Source organism: Salipiger sp. H15, assembly GCF_040409955.1.
Classification (GTDB): domain Bacteria; phylum Pseudomonadota; class Alphaproteobacteria; order Rhodobacterales; family Rhodobacteraceae; genus Salipiger.
Window position 1 is genome coordinate 2,025,602 of record NZ_CP123384.1, and the last position, 16,169, is coordinate 2,041,770.

A 16,169-nucleotide genomic window follows, 5' to 3' on the forward strand; every position below is an offset into this window, starting at 1 on the left:
TTTTTTTGGGATTTCGTGGAATTTTTTCCGTCACGGCAGCGTTACCACATCTTGTGACAGATGGGTTCCCGCTTACCACATCTTCGTGATTTCACGTGTGATGAGCCTCAAGATGTTGTTCCACAGGGGTCTGGGGCGCAACATGCAGGGGGATTCTCCCTCAAATTTCTATTGCTTCCCATGAAATCCCATGACATACCGTTAATCACGACGAAGGGACGGGATACGGGGCAACAAACGACCCCATCAGAACATCCCAGAAAATAAAACGAGCAGGTTCATACAGGCACCCGCCCTTCGTCTGAAATGAAGAATCCAGCGCGTGGGCGAGCAGACATCCCCCCAGGTGGCACGCGCAGCTGGACCAGCCCGCAAAGCGGGTCAAGGCGGCGGGTTGATCGGTGGCAGCAGATCAACCCGCCGTATTTCGTTTCGGGGGTGAGAGTAGGGACAGTGGGCCGCAGGCTGAGGTTCAGAGGCGAGAGCCGCAACAAGGTGGATGGCAAGGGACGGGTCTCGATCCCGGCCTCGTTCCGCCGCGTGCTCGAAGCCGGCGACCCGGACTGGACCGACGGGCTGAACCCGAACTTCGTGATCGTCTACGGCGATCACCGCCGCCAGTATCTCGAATGCTACACGATCGAGGAGATGGAGGCCGTCGAGGATCGCATCTCGGCGATGAAGCGCGGCTCGCAGAAGCGCCGCCTTCTGGAGCGTCTCTTCTCGACCCAATCCGTCACCACCAGCGTTGATGAAACCGGGCGCATCGTGCTTCCGGCCAAGCTGCGTGATAAGATCGGCCTCGAGGACTGGGCCTATTTCGCCTCCAACGTCGACACCTTCCAGATCTGGAAGCCCGAGACCTTCGAAGAGGTGGAACTGGCCGGGACCGAGGAATTCCTCGACGAGATGCCGGAGGACTTCGATCCTCTGCAGCTGCTCGACGAGGACGACGAAACCGAGGAGGCCTGAGCCATGGCGGCGCAAAAAGACCCCAACGCCGCACCGCACGTTCCCGTCCTGCTGCGGCCCCTGCTGGAGGCCGTGGCCCCGGTTTGCGGCACCTGGATCGACGGCACCTTCGGGGCAGGGGGCTATTCGCGCGGCCTGCTCGAGGCCGGCGCGGACAAGGTCATCGGCATCGACCGCGACCCGCTGGCGCACCAGATGGCCGCCGGCTGGATCGGCGACTACGCGGGACGACTCGAACTGGTCGAGGACAATTTCGCCAACATGGATGCCCATGCGCAGGACGTCGACGGCGTCGTCCTCGACCTTGGCGTGTCGTCCATGCAGCTCGACCGTGCCGAGCGCGGCTTTTCCTTCCAGAAGGACGGCCCGCTCGACATGCGCATGGAGCAGCAGGGCGAGACCGCCGCGGATCTCGTGAAGCGGCTCGACGAGACGACGCTGGCCGACGTGCTCTACACCTTCGGCGAGGAGCGCGCCTCGCGCCGGATCGCCAAGGCCATCGTCAAGGCCCGCGCGCAGGAGCCGATCGAGACCACCGCGCGGCTCTCGTCGATCGTCGAGGCCTGCCTGCCGCGCCCGAAGCCGGGCCAGTCGCACCCCGCGACCCGCTCCTTCCAGGCGCTGCGCATCGCGGTCAACGACGAGTACGGCGCGCTCTGGCGCGGTCTGATGGCGGCCGAGCGGGCGCTGAAGCCGGGCGGGCTGCTGGCGGTCGTGACCTTCCATTCGGTCGAGGACCGCATGGTCAAGCGCTTCCTGCAGGCGCGCTCGGGCCGGCTCTCCTCGGTCAGCCGCTACGAGCCGGAGGCCGAGACCGAACTGCCGCGCTTCGAGCTGGTCACCCGCAAGGCGGTGGGCCCCGATGACGAGGAACTGGCGCAGAACCCGCGGTCGCGCTCGGCCCGGTTGCGTGTCGGGCGGCGCACCGCTGCCGAGGCGGGTGATGTCGAGGCCGGGGTGCTTTCGATGCCGCAGCTGAGAGGAAAGAGCTGATGCGAACGCTTCTCTATGTGACAACCTTCATGTCGGTGATCGGGCTCGCCTTCTGGGCCTATCACGAGAACTACAAGACCCAGGCCTCGCTCGACCACGTGCGCGCCCTGCAGCGCGACATCGGCGACGCGCGGGCACGGCTGTCGATCCTGCGCGCCGAATGGGCCTATCTCAACCGCCCCGACCGGCTGCGCGACCTCGCCGAGCTGAACTTCGAGCGGCTCGGCCTGCTGCCGATGCGCCCCGAGCAGTTCGGCCGCATCGACCAGGTGAACTACCCCGACAACCGCGCGCTGGTGTTCAGCGACGTGGTGGACGTGACCAGCGCAGGCGCCCAGACCGGGGCGCTGAGATGAACGGCCGTATCCCGCTTCGTCCCCTGGCGCGGGTGCTCGAGGCGCGCCAGCGCGGCGAAAACCCCGATGCGATCGAACGCGAGAACCTGCGCATCCGCCACGAGCAGATGCGCGACAAGGCCCGCGTCCGCGCCGAGGGCCGCCTGCTGGTGCTAGGCCTCGTCTTCTTCTGCGCCTTCATCGTCATCGGCCTGCGCATGGGGATGCTGGCGCAATCCGAGGCCGAGGAACCCCGGGCCCAGGCCTCGGGCGCGTCGATCATCGCCTCGCGCGCCGACATCGTGGACCGCCAGGGTCGCATCCTCGCGACCAACATGGAGACCCACTCGCTCTACGCCCACCCGCACCAGATGATCGAGCCGCGGCGCGCCGCGGACGAGCTGGTGAAGATCTTCCCCGATCTCGACCACGAGCGGCTGGTGAAGGATTTCACCAACCCCGGTCGCAAGTTCATGTGGGTGAAGAAGAAGATCAGCCCCGAGCAGATGCAGGCGGTGCATGACATCGGCGAGCCCGGCCTGCTCTTCGGCCCGCGCGAGATGCGGCTCTACCCCAATGGCCGGCTGGCCTCGCACATCCTTGGCGGCGCGAGCTTCGGCCGCGAGGGCGTGGCCTCGGCCGAGGTGATCGGCACCGCGGGGGTCGAGCGCTACTACGACGAGGAACTGCGCGATCCGGCCCGCGGCGGTGCGCCGCTCGAGCTGTCGATCGACCTGTCGGTGCAGGCCGCGAGCGAGCGCGTGCTCTATTCGGGCATGAAGCTGATGAACGCCAAGGGCGCGGCCTCGGTGCTGCTCGACGTGCACACGGGCGAGATCCTCTCGATGGTCTCGCTGCCCGATTTCGATCCCAACGACCGCCCGAACCCGCCGGTCTCGGGCCGCCCCTCGGACAGCCCGCTCTTCAACCACGCCGTGCAGGGCGTCTACGAGCTGGGCTCGACCTTCAAGATTTTCGCCGCGGCGCAGGCGATGGAGCTTGGGCTGGTGAAGCCCGACACGGTGATCGACACCTCGCCGCCCTTCACCGTCGCGGGCTTCCGCATCGGCGAATTCGAGGGCCACAACTACGGCAAGCAGACCGTCGAGGGGATCATCGCCAACAGCTCCAACCGCGGCACCGGCAAGATCGCGCTGGCGATCGGCCCCGAGCGCCAGCAGGAGTTCCTGAAATCGCTCGGCTTCTTCGATCCCACGGGCATCGAGATCTCCGAGGCGCAGACCGGCAAGCCGCTGCTGCCGAAGCGCTGGACCGAGCTCAGCACGGTGACCATCTCCTACGGTCACGGCCTCTCGGCCTCGCCGCTGCACCTTGCCGCGGGCTATGCCGCCATCGCCAACGGCGGGCACAAGATCACCCCGACGCTGATCAAGCAGGACGGCCCGCATTACGGCCCGACGGTGCTCTCCGAGCAGAACGCCGCCAATGCCCGCAAGATGCTGCGCTCGGTGGTGACCGAGGGCACCGCCAGCTTCGGCGACGTGCCGGGCTACCATGTCGCCGGCAAGACCGGCACCGCCGACAAGCCCAAGGAGAACGGCGGCGGCTACTACAAGGACAAGACGATCACCACCTTCGCGACCATGTTCCCGGCCGACGCGCCGCGCTACGTGCTGATCGTGACGCTCGACGAGCCGGTCGAAACCTCGGGCAGCCGGCCGCGTCGCACGGCGGGCTGGACCTCGGTGCCGGTGGGGGCCGAGATGATCGGCAGGATCGCGCCGCTTCTGGGCTTGCGTCCGGAATACGATGTGCCAGAAGAGGAGGAGGTCACGCTGGTTCGCAACTGATCCGGCGGTGACCTCCGGCCCGTTTTTCGGGGCCGTGCAGATCCGAAGAACAAGATTGAAAGGGCCGTCATGGGTGCCGTCATTGGAGAGGGCAAGAGCCTCAGCGAGCTGGGACTCACCGCGCGTGGTGGCCGCGAGGCACGGGTGACGGGGCTGTCGGTGGACAGCCGCGAGGTGACCTCGGGACATCTCTTCGCCGCGCTTCCGGGCACCAAGGTGCATGGCGCGAACTTCATCCCCACCGCGCTCAAGCAGGGCGCCGCGGCGATCCTGACCGACGCCGAGGGCGCGCAGCTCGCCGCCGAGGCGCTGGCGGGCAGCCAGGCCGCGCTGGTGATCGCCGCCGACCCGCGGCAGGCGCTGGCCTATGCCGCCGCGCTCTGGTCCGGCGGGCAGCCCGAGGTCACCGTGGCGGTGACCGGCACCAACGGCAAGACCTCGGTCGCGACCTTCCTGCGCCACATCTGGCAGGACATGGGCTTCCGCGCCATCAACCTCGGCACCACCGGGGTCGAGGGCGACTGGCAGGCGCCGCTCAAGCACACCACGCCCGAGCCGATCACCCTGCACCGCGCGCTGGCTGCTGCCGCCGAGGCGGGGGTCGATCACTGCGCCATGGAGGCCTCGAGCCACGGGCTCGACCAGCGCCGCCTCGACGGGGTGCAGCTGAAGGCCGCGGGCTTCACCAACTTCACCCAGGATCACCTCGATTATCACGCTGATTTCGAAGAGTATTTCGCGGCAAAGGCCGGTCTTTTCGCGCGCGTGCTGCCCGATGACGGCATCGCGGTGATCAACATCGACGACCCGCGCGGCATCGACATGATGGCCATCGCCCGCGCCCGCGGCCAGGAGGTGATCTCGGTCGGCGAGGCGACGGGTTGCGACCTGCGCATTCTCGGCCAGCGCTTCCACGCCACCGGGCAGGACCTGCGGCTCGACTGGCGCGGCGCGGTGCAGCAGCTGCGGCTCGGCCTCATCGGCGGCTTCCAGGGGCAGAACGCGGCGCTGGCCGCGGGCCTCGCGCTGGCCTGCGGCGGCACGGCCGACCAGGTGTTCCCGGCGCTGGAGCGGCTGGAAACCGTGCGCGGCCGCATGCAACTGGCCGCGACCCGCGACAACGGCGCGGCGGTCTACGTCGATTTCGCCCATACGCCCGACGCCGTCTCGACCGCGCTGCAGGCGCTGCGCCCGCACGTCATGGGCCGGCTCATCGCCATCGTCGGCGCCGGCGGCGACCGCGACCCGGGCAAGCGCCCGCTGATGGGGGCGGCCGCCATCGAACATGCCGACATGGTCATCGTGTCGGACGACAACCCGCGCTCGGAGGACCCCGCGTCGATCCGCGCGCAGGTGCTCGAGGGCGCGCCCGGCGCGATGGAGGTCGGCGACCGCGCCGAGGCGATCCTGCGCGGCGTCGACATGCTGCAGCCGGGGGACGCGCTGATGATCCTCGGCAAGGGGCACGAGACCGGGCAGATCGTGGGCGACACGGTCTACCCCTTCGACGACGTGGAACAGGCGAGCGTCGCCGTGGCAGCACTGGACGGGAGAGGGCTGTGACGCTCTGGACATCTGAAGACGCGGCGCGCGCCACCGGCGGGCGCGCCATCGGCAGCTGGAACGTCACCGGCGTTTCGATCGACACCCGCACCATCGAGAAGGGCGACCTCTTCGTCGCGCTGACCGCGGCGCGCGACGGGCACGAGTTCGTCGCGCAGGCGCTGAAGAACGGCGCCGCCGCCGCGCTGGTGAGCCGCATCCCCGAGGGGCTGCCCGAGGACGCGCCGCTGCTGCTGGTGGACGACGTGCTGCCCGGGCTCGAGGCGCTGGGACGCGCCGCCCGCGCCCGCACCCGCGCGCAGGTGGTGGCGGTGACCGGCTCGGTCGGCAAGACCTCGACCAAGGAGATGCTGCGCACCGTGCTCGGCGCGCAGGGCACGGTTCACGCCGCCGAGAAGAGCTACAACAACCACTGGGGCGTGCCGCTGACGCTGGCCCGGATGCCCGCCGACGTGGATTTCGCCGTCATCGAGATCGGCATGAACCACCCCGGCGAGATCGCGCCGCTGTCGCGCATGGCGCGCCCGCACGTGGCGATGATCACCATCGTGGCGCCGGCGCACCTTGCGGCCTTCGAGAGCCTCGAGGGCATCGCGCGCGAGAAGGCGGCGATCTTCGAGGGGCTCGAGCCCGGCGGCACCGCCGTGGTGAACGGCGATCTCGAGGTCTCGCCGCTGCTCATCGAACTGGCCGAGGCGAAGGCCGCGCACGTGGTCACCTTCGGCGAGGCGGCGGGAAACCACCACCGCGTCGAGCAGGTCACCGTCTGCGACGCGGCCACCGTGGCGCAGGGCCGGGCGTGGCGCACGCATGTGCTCTACAAGGTGGCGGTGCCGGGGCGGCATTTCGCGGTCAACGCCATGGGCGTGCTGGCCGTGGTGCACGCGCTGGGGCTCGACCGGGCGATGGCGATCACCGCGCTGGGTCAGTGGGAGGCCGGGGCGGGCAGGGGCCTGCGCGAGGTCATCATCCTCGATCCGGTCGAGACGCACCTGACGCTCGAGCTCATCGACGACGCCTACAACGCCAACCCCGCCTCGCTCGGCGCCTCGCTCGAGGTGCTGGCCGGGGCGCGGCCCAAGGACGGCATCGGCCGCGTCGACCACGGCCGCCGCATCGCCTATCTCGGCGACATGAAGGAGCTTGGCGCGCAGGAGCACGCGCTGCACGCGGCGCTGGCCGACCTGCCGGCGATGGCCAAGATCGACCTCGTGCACTGCGTCGGCCCGCTCATGCGCGATCTCTGGGAGGCGCTGCCCGAGCACAAGCGCGGGCACTGGGCCGAGACCAGCGCGGCCATGGCCGAGCGGGTGCGCCACGACCTCGACGCCGGCGACGTGGTGCTGGTCAAGGGATCGCTCTCGATGGCGCTGGCGCGCGTGGTTGACGCGATCCGGAAAATGGGTCATGCGCCCGCGACAATCTGACGAGAAGGACCGGGGCTCATGCTCTACTGGCTGACTGGACTGAGTGACGGCGGCGATGTCTTCAACCTCTTCCGCTACATCACTTTCCGGGCGGGGGGCGCGTTCCTGACGGCGCTGATCTTCGGCTTCCTCTTCGGGCGCCCGCTGATCGACGTGCTGCGCAAGCGGCAGGGCAAGGGCCAGCCGATCCGCGCGGACGGGCCCGAGGGGCATTTCGTCAAGGCCGGCACGCCGACCATGGGCGGGCTGCTGATCGTCGGCGCGCTGCTGACCTCGACCCTGCTCTGGGCGCGGCTCGACAACGGCTTCGTCTGGATGGTGCTCTTCGTGACCATGGGCTACGCGGCGATCGGCTTTGCCGACGACTACGCCAAGGTGAAGAAGCAGAACACCGACGGCGTCTCGGGCAAGGTGCGGCTGCTGATCGGCTTCGCCATCGCCGGGCTTGCCGCCGGCTGGGCGGCCTGGCTGCACCCCGCCGACCTGACCGGGCAGCTGGCCTTCCCGGTGTTCAAGAACCTGCTGCTCGACCTCGGCTGGTTCTTCGTGCCCTTCGCGATGATCGTCATCGTCGGCGCGGCGAACGCGGTCAACCTGACCGACGGGCTCGACGGGCTTGCCATCATGCCGGTGATGATCGCCGGCGGTACGCTCGGGATCATCGCCTATGCCGTGGGCCGCACCGACTTCACCGAGTATCTCGACGTCCACTACGTGCCCGGCACCGGCGAGATCCTGATCTTCACCGCCGCGCTGATCGGCGGCGGGCTCGGCTTCCTGTGGTACAACGCGCCGCCCGCGGCGGTGTTCATGGGCGACACCGGCTCGCTGGCGCTCGGCGGCGCGCTCGGGGCGATCGCGGTCGCCACCAAGCACGAGATCGTGCTGGCCATCGTCGGCGGTCTTTTCGTGGTCGAGGCGCTCTCGGTGATCATCCAGGTGCTCTACTTCAAGCGCACCGGCAAGCGGGTGTTCCTGATGGCGCCGATCCACCACCACTACGAGAAGAAGGGCTGGGCCGAGCCGCAGATCGTCATCCGCTTCTGGATCATCTCGCTGATCCTCGCGCTGATCGGGCTTGCCACGCTGAAGCTGCGCTGAGGCGCTGGGGCAGGGGCAGCGTCCTTCGAAGGACGTTGCAACTCTCTTCGAAGAGAGTTCCCGCGGCCCTGATGCCGCGGCGACGGACGCGGGGGCGCTGCCCCCGCACCCCCGGGATATTTGTGACATATGGAAGAGGCGGGGCGCCCGCACTGGTGCAGGCACCGCCGATGCGCTAGCCGTGGGGCGAGGCGATTTGCAGGCATGGGGGCTTTGCCATGATTCCGGTTTCGGGCTTTGAGGAGCGCACCGTCGCGGTGCTGGGACTTGGCCGTTCGGGCCTTTCGGCGGCGCGGGCGCTGCGCGAGGGCGGCGCCTCGGTGCTGGTCTGGGACGACAACGCGGCGGCGCGCGAGGCGGCCGAGGCCGAGGGTTTCGAGAGCCGCGAGCTCGCGAAGCCGGGCGGTTTCGACGGGGTCGACTGGCTGGTCGTCTCGCCCGGCATCCCGCATCTCTACCCCGAGCCCAACCCGGTGATCGCCGCGGCCTGGATCGCGGGCGTGCCGGTCGACAACGACATCGGGCTGTTCTTCCGCTCGCTCGCCGGGGCGGGCTCGGGCTGGGACATGTTCGACGTGCCGCCGCGGGTGGTCGCGGTGACCGGCTCGAACGGCAAGTCCACCACCTCGGCGCTGATCCACCACATCCTGAAATCCTCGGGGCGCGAGAGCCAGCTGGCCGGCAATATCGGTCGCGGCGTGCTCGACATCGACCCTCCGGGCGATGGCGGCGTGGTGGTGCTGGAACTCTCGAGCTACCAGACCGACCTTGCCCGCGCGCTGACGCCGGATGTCGCGGTGTTCACCAACCTTTCGCCCGACCACCTCGACCGGCACGGCGGCATGGGCGGCTATTTCGCCGCCAAGCGCCGGCTCTTCGCCGAGGGCGGGCCGGACCGCTGCGTCATCGGCGTCGACGAGAAGGAGGGGCTCTACCTTGCCAACCAGCTCTCCGAGGGCGCGGCCGACGACCGGGTGATCCGCATCTCCTCGGGCACGAAGCTCGGCGGGCCGGGCTGGCTGGTCTACGCCCGCAAGGGGTTCCTGACCGAGTGGCGCAAGGGGCGGCAGGTCGCCTCGATCGACCTGCGCACCGTGCGCGGCCTGCCGGGGGCGCACAACCACCAGAACGCCTGCGCCGCCTATGCCGCCTGCCGCTCGCTCGGTGTCGCGCCGCGGCAGATCGAGGCGGCCTTCCACAGCTTCGAGGGGCTGCCGCACCGCAGCCAGATCGTCGCCGAGGCGGGGGGCGTGACCTACGTCAACGACAGCAAGGCGACCAACGTCGACGCCGCGGTCAAGGCGCTGCTGGCGTTCAGGAACATCCGCTGGATCTGCGGCGGGCTGATGAAGGAGGGCGGGCTTGCCGGGCTCGCGCCGGGTCTGCCCAACGTCACCAAGGCCTACGTGATCGGCCGCGAGGCCGCGACCTTCGCGCTGGGTCTGCCGGGGGTCGATGCCGAGATCTGCACCGACATGGCGACCGCCGTGGCCCGGGCCCGGGCCGAGGCGCAGCCGGGTGACGTGGTGCTGCTGGCCCCGGCGGCGGCCAGCTTCGACCAGTACAACAGCTTCGAGAAGCGCGGCGAGGACTTCGCCGAGAAGGTGCGCGCGGGGCTCTGAGCGCCCCGCGTCCCGCGCGCCGGGGCTCAGCCGCGCAGACTGCCCAGCAGGCCGCGGTAGAGCGCCTCGGGGTGCACCACGCCCAGCTGGGCGGGGATCTTCGGCAGGTTGAGGATGCGGGCGATGGCGAAGCGGTGCGCGCCGCCGCCGGCACGCATCAGCGCCCCGTCCCGCCCGACATGCAGCAGGATGCCGCCATGCTCGCGGCGGAAATACTCGGGCAGCTCGGCGCGGGTCAGCAGTCGGCCGCGCCGCCGGGTTTCCTCGAACACCGCGTCGAGCCGCTGGTAGCGCGCGACGAGATCCTCCTCGGTGGCGCACTCGTCGGGGATCTTGCCCTCGGCGATCTCGCCGAGCAGTTTCTGGAACAGCGGCGTGTCGCGCCAGGGCGTGCCGCCCTCGAAATGCATGCGGCAGCTCAGCAGCTTGCGGGTTTCCTCGACCGGACGGCATTCCAGGTCCCAGTCGCCGCCGAGCACCATGCCGCTCTGTTGCCGGCGCAGCGGCAGCTTGCCGACATAGGTGTGGTTCACCTCGCCCGCGTCGACCCGGATCAACTCGTCCGAGAGCGGCGCGCCCGGGCCGTAGCGCAGGCGGTTCCAGAGGTCGCGCACGGCCTTGCGCGGCACCTGCGCATGCAGGTCCCGGAGCCAGTTGCTGGGATGGAGAGTCGGGTGATCCGTAAAGGCCATGAGGCTGCCTGATGTGACAATCGCATGACAAAATGTAACGGAAGGGTGACAATTTCAAGGGGCGGGATCAGCCCGCGGCAAGGCTCCGCCCCGCCGCCGCGCCCGAGGCCCAGGCCCATTGGAAGTTGTAGCCGCCGAGCCAGCCGGTCACGTCCACCGCCTCGCCGATGACATGCAGCCCGGGCACGGTCTTCGACGCCATGGTGCGGCTGTCGAGCCCGTCGGTGTCGATGCCTCCCAGCGTGACCTCGGCGGTGCGCCAGCCCTCGGAGCCCGAGGGGCGCAGCACCCAGTTCCGCAGCGCCTCCGAGATCGCCTCGGCGCGCTTGTCCGAAAGATCGGCAAGGTTGCCCGAGAGGTCGAGCTGCTTTGCCAGATGCGCCACCAGCCGGGCGGGCAGGATCTGCGCCATCTCGGTGGTGAGGGCGCGCTTGCCCGCGCCCTTGCGCGCGGCGCGCAGGTGCGCGGCGGGGTCGAGGGCGGGCGAGAGGTTGACGCAGATCTCCTCGCCCTCGTGCCAGTAGCTCGAGGCCTGCAGGATCGACGGGCCCGAGAGGCCGCGGTGGGTGAAGAGCAGCGCCTCGTCGAAGCCGGTGCCATTCGCCGTCACCCGCGCCGGCAGCGAGACCCCGGCGAGATCGGCGAACCGCCCCTCGGGGAAGGTCAGCGGCACGAGGCCGGGGCGCGGTGCGATGACCGCGTGGCCGAACTGCTTGGCGATGTCGTAGGCGAGGCCGGTCGCACCCATCTTGGGGATCGAGCGGCCGCCGGTGGCGACGACGAGGTTCTGCGCGCGGATCACCGACTCGCGCCCCTCGCGCTCGACCCGCGCGGTGTAGAGGCCGTCCGCGTGGGTCACCTCGCGCAGCGAGGTGCTCAGCCACAGCTCGGCCCCCGCCGCCTCGATCTCGCGCAGCAGCATGGCGACGATCTGCGTCGCCTTGCCGTCGCAGAAGAGCTGGCCGAGGGTCTTTTCGTGCCAGGCGATGTTATGGCGCGAGACCAGCTCGATGAAATCCCACTGGCTGTAGCGCGCCAGCGCGGATTTGCAGAAATGCGGGTTCTGCGACAGGAAGCGCGCGGGCTCGGTGCCGAGGTTGGTGAAGTTGCAGCGCCCGCCGCCCGAGATGCGGATCTTCTCGCCCGGCGCGCGGGCATGGTCGATGACCAGCGTGCCCGCGCCCGCGTGGGCGGCGCACATGAGGCCGGCCGCGCCGGCGCCGAGGATGAGCGTCTTGATCTGCATCCGGCCCTGAAACACCGGATCGCGCCGCGCCGCAAGAGCGGGCGTAAGGCGACGGCGGCTCCCGGCGCGGGACCGGCGCTCTTCCCAAAGGGAACCGCAGGTGCTAGCCTTCGCCACAAGATCCGGGAAAACCCGGGCGATCAGGCAAATTGAGCGGTATTCCCATGACGGAAATGGTCTACGGCGCGGTCTCCGTGCGCGATGGCGAACCAGTCCTGCCCAAGTGGTGGCGGACGGTGGACAGATGGTCGCTGTCCTGCATCCTCATGCTCTTCGGGGTCGGCATCCTGCTCGGCCTCGCGGCCTCGCCGCCGCTGGCCGAGCGCAACGGCTTCGCGCCGTTCCACTACGTGCAGCGGCAGGCCTTCTTCGGCGGGCTGGCGCTGACGGCGATGTTCCTCACCTCGATGATGACCCCGGTGATGGTCCGCCGCGCCTCGGTGATCGGCTTTGCCTTCGCCTTCGCCTCGCTGCTGGCGCTGCCCTTCCTCGGCACGGATTTCGGCAAGGGCGCGGTGCGCTGGTACTCGCTCGGCTTCGCCTCGTTCCAGCCCTCGGAATTCCTCAAGCCGGTCTTCGCCGTGGTCGCCGCCTGGCTGATGGCCGCAAGCCAGGAGATCGGCGGCCCGCCGGGCAAGACCTGGTCCTTCGGGCTGACCTGCGCGATCGTCATCACCCTGGCATTGCAGCCGGATTTCGGCCAGGCCTGCCTCGTGCTCTTCGGCTGGGGCGTGATGTGGTTCGTCGGCGGCGCGCCGATGTTCCTGCTGCTGGGCCTCGCCGGGCTCGTGGTTCTGGGCGGGACCTTCGCCTATAACAACTCCGAGCACTTCGCCCGCCGCATCGACGGCTTCCTGACGCCGGACGTCGATCCCACCACCCAGCTCGGCTATGCCACCAACGCCATCCGCGAGGGCGGGTTCTTCGGCGTCGGCGTGGGCGAGGGGCAGGTGAAGTGGTCGCTCCCCGACGCGCATACCGACTTCATCATCGCCGTCGCGGCCGAGGAATACGGGCTGGTGCTGGTGCTGGTCATCCTCGCGCTCTACGCCACGGTCGTGGTGCGCTCGATGCTGCGGCTGATGCGCGAGCGCGATCCCTTCATCCGGCTTGCTGGCACCGGGCTTGCCGCCATGTTCGGCGTGCAGGCGATGATCAACATGGGCGTCGCCGTGCGCCTGCTGCCGGCCAAGGGCATGACGCTGCCCTTCGTCAGCTACGGCGGCTCGTCGCTGATCGCGGGCGGCGTGGCCGTGGGCATGCTCCTCGCCTTCACCCGCAGCCGGCCACAGGGCGAGATCGGCGAGATCCTGCGCGCCCGCATGCGCTGATGCAGGGTCCGGGACGCGGCGCTTTCGCGCCCCGTCCCGCTGCGATAGACGGGCGCGAAGGCAAGCCGCCGCGCCCGAGTCCGGTTGCGAGTCATGCGCGGTGGTGATTTGAGGCAGCGGGGCGTCAGACCCCGCGCAGGAACGAGGTCGAGCACATGGCGGTACAAGGCAGGGCGGAACAGGACGGACGCCCCCTCCTGGTCATCGCGGCCGGCGGCACGGGCGGGCACATGTTCCCGGCCCAGGCACTGGCCGAGATCATGCTGCGGCGCGGCTGGCGGGTGAAACTCTCCACCGATGCGCGCGGCGCGCGCTACACCGGCGGCTTCCCCCACACGGTCGAGATCGAGGAGGTCTCCTCGGCGACCTTCGCGCGCGGCGGCGTCTTCTCCAAGGCGCTGGTGCCGCTGCGGGTGGTGAAGGGCATCCTGTCGATGGCGCGTCGCTTCCGCCGCGACCGGCCGAACGTCGTCGTGGGCTTCGGCGGCTACCCGTCGATCCCGGCGCTCGGCGCGGCGCGGCTGCTGAAGCTGCCCTCGATGATCCACGAGCAGAACGGCGTGCTGGGCAAGGTGAACGAGAAGTTCGCCCGCAAGGTGAACGCCGTTGCCTGCGGCACCTGGCCGACGCGCCTGCCCGAGGGGGTCGAGGGCATCCCCGTCGGCAACCCGGTGCGCAACGCCGTGCGCGAGCGGGCAGGGGCGGGCTACATCCCGCCGGGCGACTACCCGATGTCGCTGCTGGTCATCGGCGGCTCGCAGGGCGCGCGCATCCTGTCGGACGTGGTGCCGCCCGCGATCGAGCGTCTGCCGATGGAAATCCTGCGCAACCTGCGCATCAGCCACCAGGCCCGCGACGAGGACGGCGAGCGGGTGGCCAAGTTCTACTACGAGCACGGCATCGACGCCGAGGTGCAGCCCTTCTTCAACGACGTGCCCGCGCGCATGTCCGAGGCGCAGCTGGTGATCTCGCGCTCCGGCGCCTCTTCGGTGGCCGACATCTCGGTGATCGGGCGGCCCTCGATCCTGATCCCCTACGCCGTGGCGGCGGGCGATCACCAGACGGTCAACGCGCAGGGGCTGGTCGACGCCGGCGCCGCGATCCGCATCCCGGAAAGCAAGCTTTCGGTCGAGGCGATGACCGAGGCGATCCTCGCGGTGCTCTGCAACCCACAGGGCGCGCTGCAGATGTCGCGCGCGGCGCTGTCGGTCTCGCATCCTGACGCAGCGCTCGGGCTGGCGCAGATGGTCGAGGAACTGGCAGGGTTCGCATCCGAGGATACATACGAAGAAGACCCGGTGGACTATTACCCGGGCGAAGAAGAACAGGCGTATGAGCAGGAGACGGGGCAGAGATGAAAGATGAGAAGTTCACGCAGGATACCGCGCGCATGAGCCCGGCGACCAAGCTTCCGGGCGATGTCGGCCCGATCCATTTCGTCGGCATCGGCGGCATCGGCATGTCCGGCATCGCCGAGGTGCTGCTGAACCACGGCTACGCCGTGCAGGGCTCGGATCTCAAGTGCTCGAAGATCACCGAGCGGCTGGTCTCGCTGGGCGCGCATGTCTTCGAGGGCCAGCGCGCCGAGAACCTCGAGAACGCGCAGGTGGTGGTGATCTCCTCTGCGATCAAGCCGGGCAACCCCGAGCTCGACGAGGCGCGGCGGCGTGGCCTGCCGGTGGTACGCCGGGCCGAGATGCTGGCCGAGCTGATGCGCCTCAAGTCCAACGTCGCCATCGCCGGCACCCATGGCAAGACGACGACGACCACGATGGTCGCAACGCTGCTCGACGCGGGCGGGATCGACCCCACCGTGGTCAACGGCGGCATCATCCACGCCTATGGCTCGAACGCGCGCGTGGGTCTCGGCGAGTGGATGGTGGTCGAGGCCGACGAGAGCGACGGCACCTTCAACCGCCTGCCGGCGACCATCGCCATCGTCACCAACATCGACCCCGAGCACATGGAGCACTGGGGCTCGATCGAGCGGCTGCGGGACGGCTTCTACCAGTTCGTGTCGAACATCCCCTTCTACGGCCTCGCCGTCTGCTGCACCGACCACCCCGAGGTGCAGGCGCCTGTGGGCCGGGTGACCGACCGCCGCGTCACCACCTACGGCTTCAACGCCCAGGCCGACGTGCGCGCGGTGAACCTGCGCTACGAGAAGGGCATCGCCCATTTCGACGTGCTGCTGCAGGCCGAGGGCGGCAAGATCGAGGGCTGCACCCTGCCGATGCCGGGGGACCACAACGTCTCGAACGCGCTGTCGGCCGTGGCCGTGGCGCGGCACCTCGGCATGACCGGCGACGAGATCCGCACTGCGCTGGCGAACTTCGGCGGGGTCAACCGCCGCTTCACCCGCGTCGGCGAGGTGAACGGGGTCACGATCATCGACGATTACGGCCACCACCCGGTCGAGATCGCCGCCGTGCTCAAGGCCGCGCGCCAGGCCTCGGAGGGCCGGGTCATCGCCGTGCACCAGCCGCACCGCTACTCGCGCCTGCACTCGCTCTTCGACGATTTCTGCACCTGCTTCAACGAGGCCGACGTGGTCGCCATCGCCGAGGTCTATGCGGCCGGCGAGGACCCGATCCCCGGTGCCTCGCGCGATGACCTCGTGGCCGGGCTGATCCGCCACGGCCACCGCCACGCCCGCGCGATCCTCTCCGAGGACGATCTCGAGCGGCTGGTGCGCGAGCAGGCGCGTCCGGGCGACATGGTGGTCTGCCTCGGCGCGGGCACGATCTCGGCCTGGGCCAACAACCTGCCCGCGCGGCTGGAAACGTGAGAAGGAGACGCCCGTGACCATGCTCTGGGCCATCGCGGGCGTCATCGTCCTTCTGTCGGCGGTGGCGGTGCTGGGGATCCTGCGCCGCCTCGTCTTCTTCTTCGTGCTGGCCTTCGGTGCGCTGCTGGCGCTGCAGATCCACCACGACCCGACCGGCAGCGCCGCGCTGCTGGCGAGCACCGGGGGCGGCCTGCTGGTGGCCTGGCCGGTGCGGCGCTTCCTGACCGGCCTGCTGATCTGAGCCCGGGCGGGCGCGGCGTCACCGCGCCGCTTGCAGCCTTGCCGCCC

At 69.6% G+C, this 16,169-nt stretch carries 14 protein-coding genes; 12 read left to right on the forward strand and 2 right to left on the reverse strand.

Annotated elements, in window-relative coordinates:
* Positions 1 to 453 precede the first annotated feature (453 nt).
* The 8 genes from mraZ to murD all read left to right on the forward strand — a co-directional run bounded on the left by mraZ (position 454) and on the right by murD (position 9,824).
* Positions 454 to 972, forward strand: a complete 519-nt coding sequence (gene mraZ / locus PVT71_RS09950) for a division/cell wall cluster transcriptional repressor MraZ (protein WP_353471629.1) — start codon at positions 454 to 456, stop codon at positions 970 to 972.
* Between the two features lie 3 nt (positions 973 to 975).
* A complete protein-coding gene (rsmH, locus tag PVT71_RS09955) occupies positions 976 to 1,965 on the forward strand; it encodes a 16S rRNA (cytosine(1402)-N(4))-methyltransferase RsmH (RefSeq protein ID WP_353471630.1) in 990 nt (329 codons plus the stop codon).
* On the forward strand, positions 1,965 to 2,321 hold the full coding sequence (locus PVT71_RS09960) for a cell division protein FtsL (RefSeq protein ID WP_353471631.1): 357 nt from the start codon (positions 1,965 to 1,967) through the stop codon (positions 2,319 to 2,321). The genes rsmH and PVT71_RS09960 overlap by 1 nt, the downstream gene beginning before the upstream one ends.
* Positions 2,318 to 4,111 carry a penicillin-binding protein 2 gene (locus PVT71_RS09965; protein WP_353471632.1) on the forward strand — a complete coding sequence of 598 codons (1,794 nt, stop codon included), beginning with the start codon at positions 2,318 to 2,320 and terminating at the stop codon, positions 4,109 to 4,111. The genes PVT71_RS09960 and PVT71_RS09965 overlap by 4 nt, the downstream gene beginning before the upstream one ends.
* Before the next feature lie 69 nt (positions 4,112 to 4,180).
* Positions 4,181 to 5,674: a UDP-N-acetylmuramoyl-L-alanyl-D-glutamate--2,6-diaminopimelate ligase gene (locus PVT71_RS09970; RefSeq protein ID WP_353471633.1), complete on the forward strand. Its 1,494-nt coding sequence runs from the start codon at positions 4,181 to 4,183 to the stop codon at positions 5,672 to 5,674.
* Positions 5,671 to 7,101: a UDP-N-acetylmuramoyl-tripeptide--D-alanyl-D-alanine ligase gene (gene murF / locus PVT71_RS09975; RefSeq protein ID WP_353471634.1), complete on the forward strand. Its 1,431-nt coding sequence runs from the start codon at positions 5,671 to 5,673 to the stop codon at positions 7,099 to 7,101. The genes PVT71_RS09970 and murF overlap by 4 nt, the downstream gene beginning before the upstream one ends.
* Before the next feature lie 18 nt (positions 7,102 to 7,119).
* A complete protein-coding gene (gene mraY / locus PVT71_RS09980) occupies positions 7,120 to 8,202 on the forward strand; it encodes a phospho-N-acetylmuramoyl-pentapeptide-transferase (RefSeq protein ID WP_353471635.1) in 1,083 nt (360 codons plus the stop codon).
* 218 nt (positions 8,203 to 8,420) lie between these two features.
* Positions 8,421 to 9,824: a UDP-N-acetylmuramoyl-L-alanine--D-glutamate ligase gene (murD, locus tag PVT71_RS09985; protein WP_353471636.1), complete on the forward strand. Its 1,404-nt coding sequence runs from the start codon at positions 8,421 to 8,423 to the stop codon at positions 9,822 to 9,824.
* Between the two features lie 26 nt (positions 9,825 to 9,850).
* On the opposite strand, the gene PVT71_RS09990 is transcribed toward murD, so the two are convergent.
* Together PVT71_RS09990 and PVT71_RS09995 are read right to left on the reverse strand one after the other, a co-directional pair.
* The gene (locus tag PVT71_RS09990; protein WP_353471637.1) at positions 9,851 to 10,516 is read right to left on the reverse strand and encodes a hypothetical protein; all 666 of its coding nucleotides are present in this window, start codon (positions 10,514 to 10,516) and stop codon (positions 9,851 to 9,853) included.
* Between the two features lie 67 nt (positions 10,517 to 10,583).
* The gene (locus PVT71_RS09995; protein ID WP_353471638.1) at positions 10,584 to 11,762 is read right to left on the reverse strand and encodes an NAD(P)/FAD-dependent oxidoreductase; all 1,179 of its coding nucleotides are present in this window, start codon (positions 11,760 to 11,762) and stop codon (positions 10,584 to 10,586) included.
* A gap of 164 nt (positions 11,763 to 11,926) precedes the next feature.
* Here PVT71_RS09995 and PVT71_RS10000 point away from each other — a divergent pair, with 164 nt between their 5' ends.
* The 4 genes from PVT71_RS10000 to PVT71_RS10015 all read left to right on the forward strand — a co-directional run bounded on the left by PVT71_RS10000 (position 11,927) and on the right by PVT71_RS10015 (position 16,122).
* The gene (locus tag PVT71_RS10000) at positions 11,927 to 13,093 is read left to right on the forward strand and encodes a putative peptidoglycan glycosyltransferase FtsW (RefSeq protein ID WP_353471639.1); all 1,167 of its coding nucleotides are present in this window, start codon (positions 11,927 to 11,929) and stop codon (positions 13,091 to 13,093) included.
* 230 nt (positions 13,094 to 13,323) lie between these two features.
* Positions 13,324 to 14,451 carry a UDP-N-acetylglucosamine--N-acetylmuramyl-(pentapeptide) pyrophosphoryl-undecaprenol N-acetylglucosamine transferase gene (locus tag PVT71_RS10005; protein WP_353471640.1) on the forward strand — a complete coding sequence of 376 codons (1,128 nt, stop codon included), beginning with the start codon at positions 13,324 to 13,326 and terminating at the stop codon, positions 14,449 to 14,451.
* A 32-nt stretch (positions 14,452 to 14,483) separates the two neighbouring features.
* Entirely contained in the window at positions 14,484 to 15,881 is a 1,398-nt protein-coding gene (gene murC, locus PVT71_RS10010; protein WP_353473865.1) for a UDP-N-acetylmuramate--L-alanine ligase, read from the forward strand.
* A 13-nt stretch (positions 15,882 to 15,894) separates the two neighbouring features.
* Positions 15,895 to 16,122, forward strand: coding sequence for a hypothetical protein (locus PVT71_RS10015; RefSeq protein ID WP_353471641.1), 228 nt, complete (start codon positions 15,895 to 15,897; stop codon positions 16,120 to 16,122).
* Positions 16,123 to 16,169: the final 47 nt, after the last annotated feature.

Coding starts and splice junctions, on each gene's coding strand:
- rsmH (WP_353471630.1), top strand. CDS start 976: ATGGCGGCGCAAAAAGACCCCAACGCCGCACCGCACGTTCCCGTCCTG.
- PVT71_RS09960 (WP_353471631.1), top strand. CDS start 1,965: ATGCGAACGCTTCTCTATGTGACAACCTTCATGTCGGTGATCGGGCTC.
- PVT71_RS09965 (WP_353471632.1), top strand. CDS start 2,318: ATGAACGGCCGTATCCCGCTTCGTCCCCTGGCGCGGGTGCTCGAGGCG.
- PVT71_RS09970 (WP_353471633.1), top strand. CDS start 4,181: ATGGGTGCCGTCATTGGAGAGGGCAAGAGCCTCAGCGAGCTGGGACTC.
- mraY (WP_353471635.1), top strand. CDS start 7,120: ATGCTCTACTGGCTGACTGGACTGAGTGACGGCGGCGATGTCTTCAAC.
- murD (WP_353471636.1), top strand. CDS start 8,421: ATGATTCCGGTTTCGGGCTTTGAGGAGCGCACCGTCGCGGTGCTGGGA.
- PVT71_RS09990 (WP_353471637.1), bottom strand. CDS start 10,516: ATGGCCTTTACGGATCACCCGACTCTCCATCCCAGCAACTGGCTCCGG.
- PVT71_RS09995 (WP_353471638.1), bottom strand. CDS start 11,762: ATGCAGATCAAGACGCTCATCCTCGGCGCCGGCGCGGCCGGCCTCATG.
- PVT71_RS10000 (WP_353471639.1), top strand. CDS start 11,927: ATGACGGAAATGGTCTACGGCGCGGTCTCCGTGCGCGATGGCGAACCA.
- PVT71_RS10005 (WP_353471640.1), top strand. CDS start 13,324: ATGTTCCCGGCCCAGGCACTGGCCGAGATCATGCTGCGGCGCGGCTGG.
- murC (WP_353473865.1), top strand. CDS start 14,484: ATGAGCCCGGCGACCAAGCTTCCGGGCGATGTCGGCCCGATCCATTTC.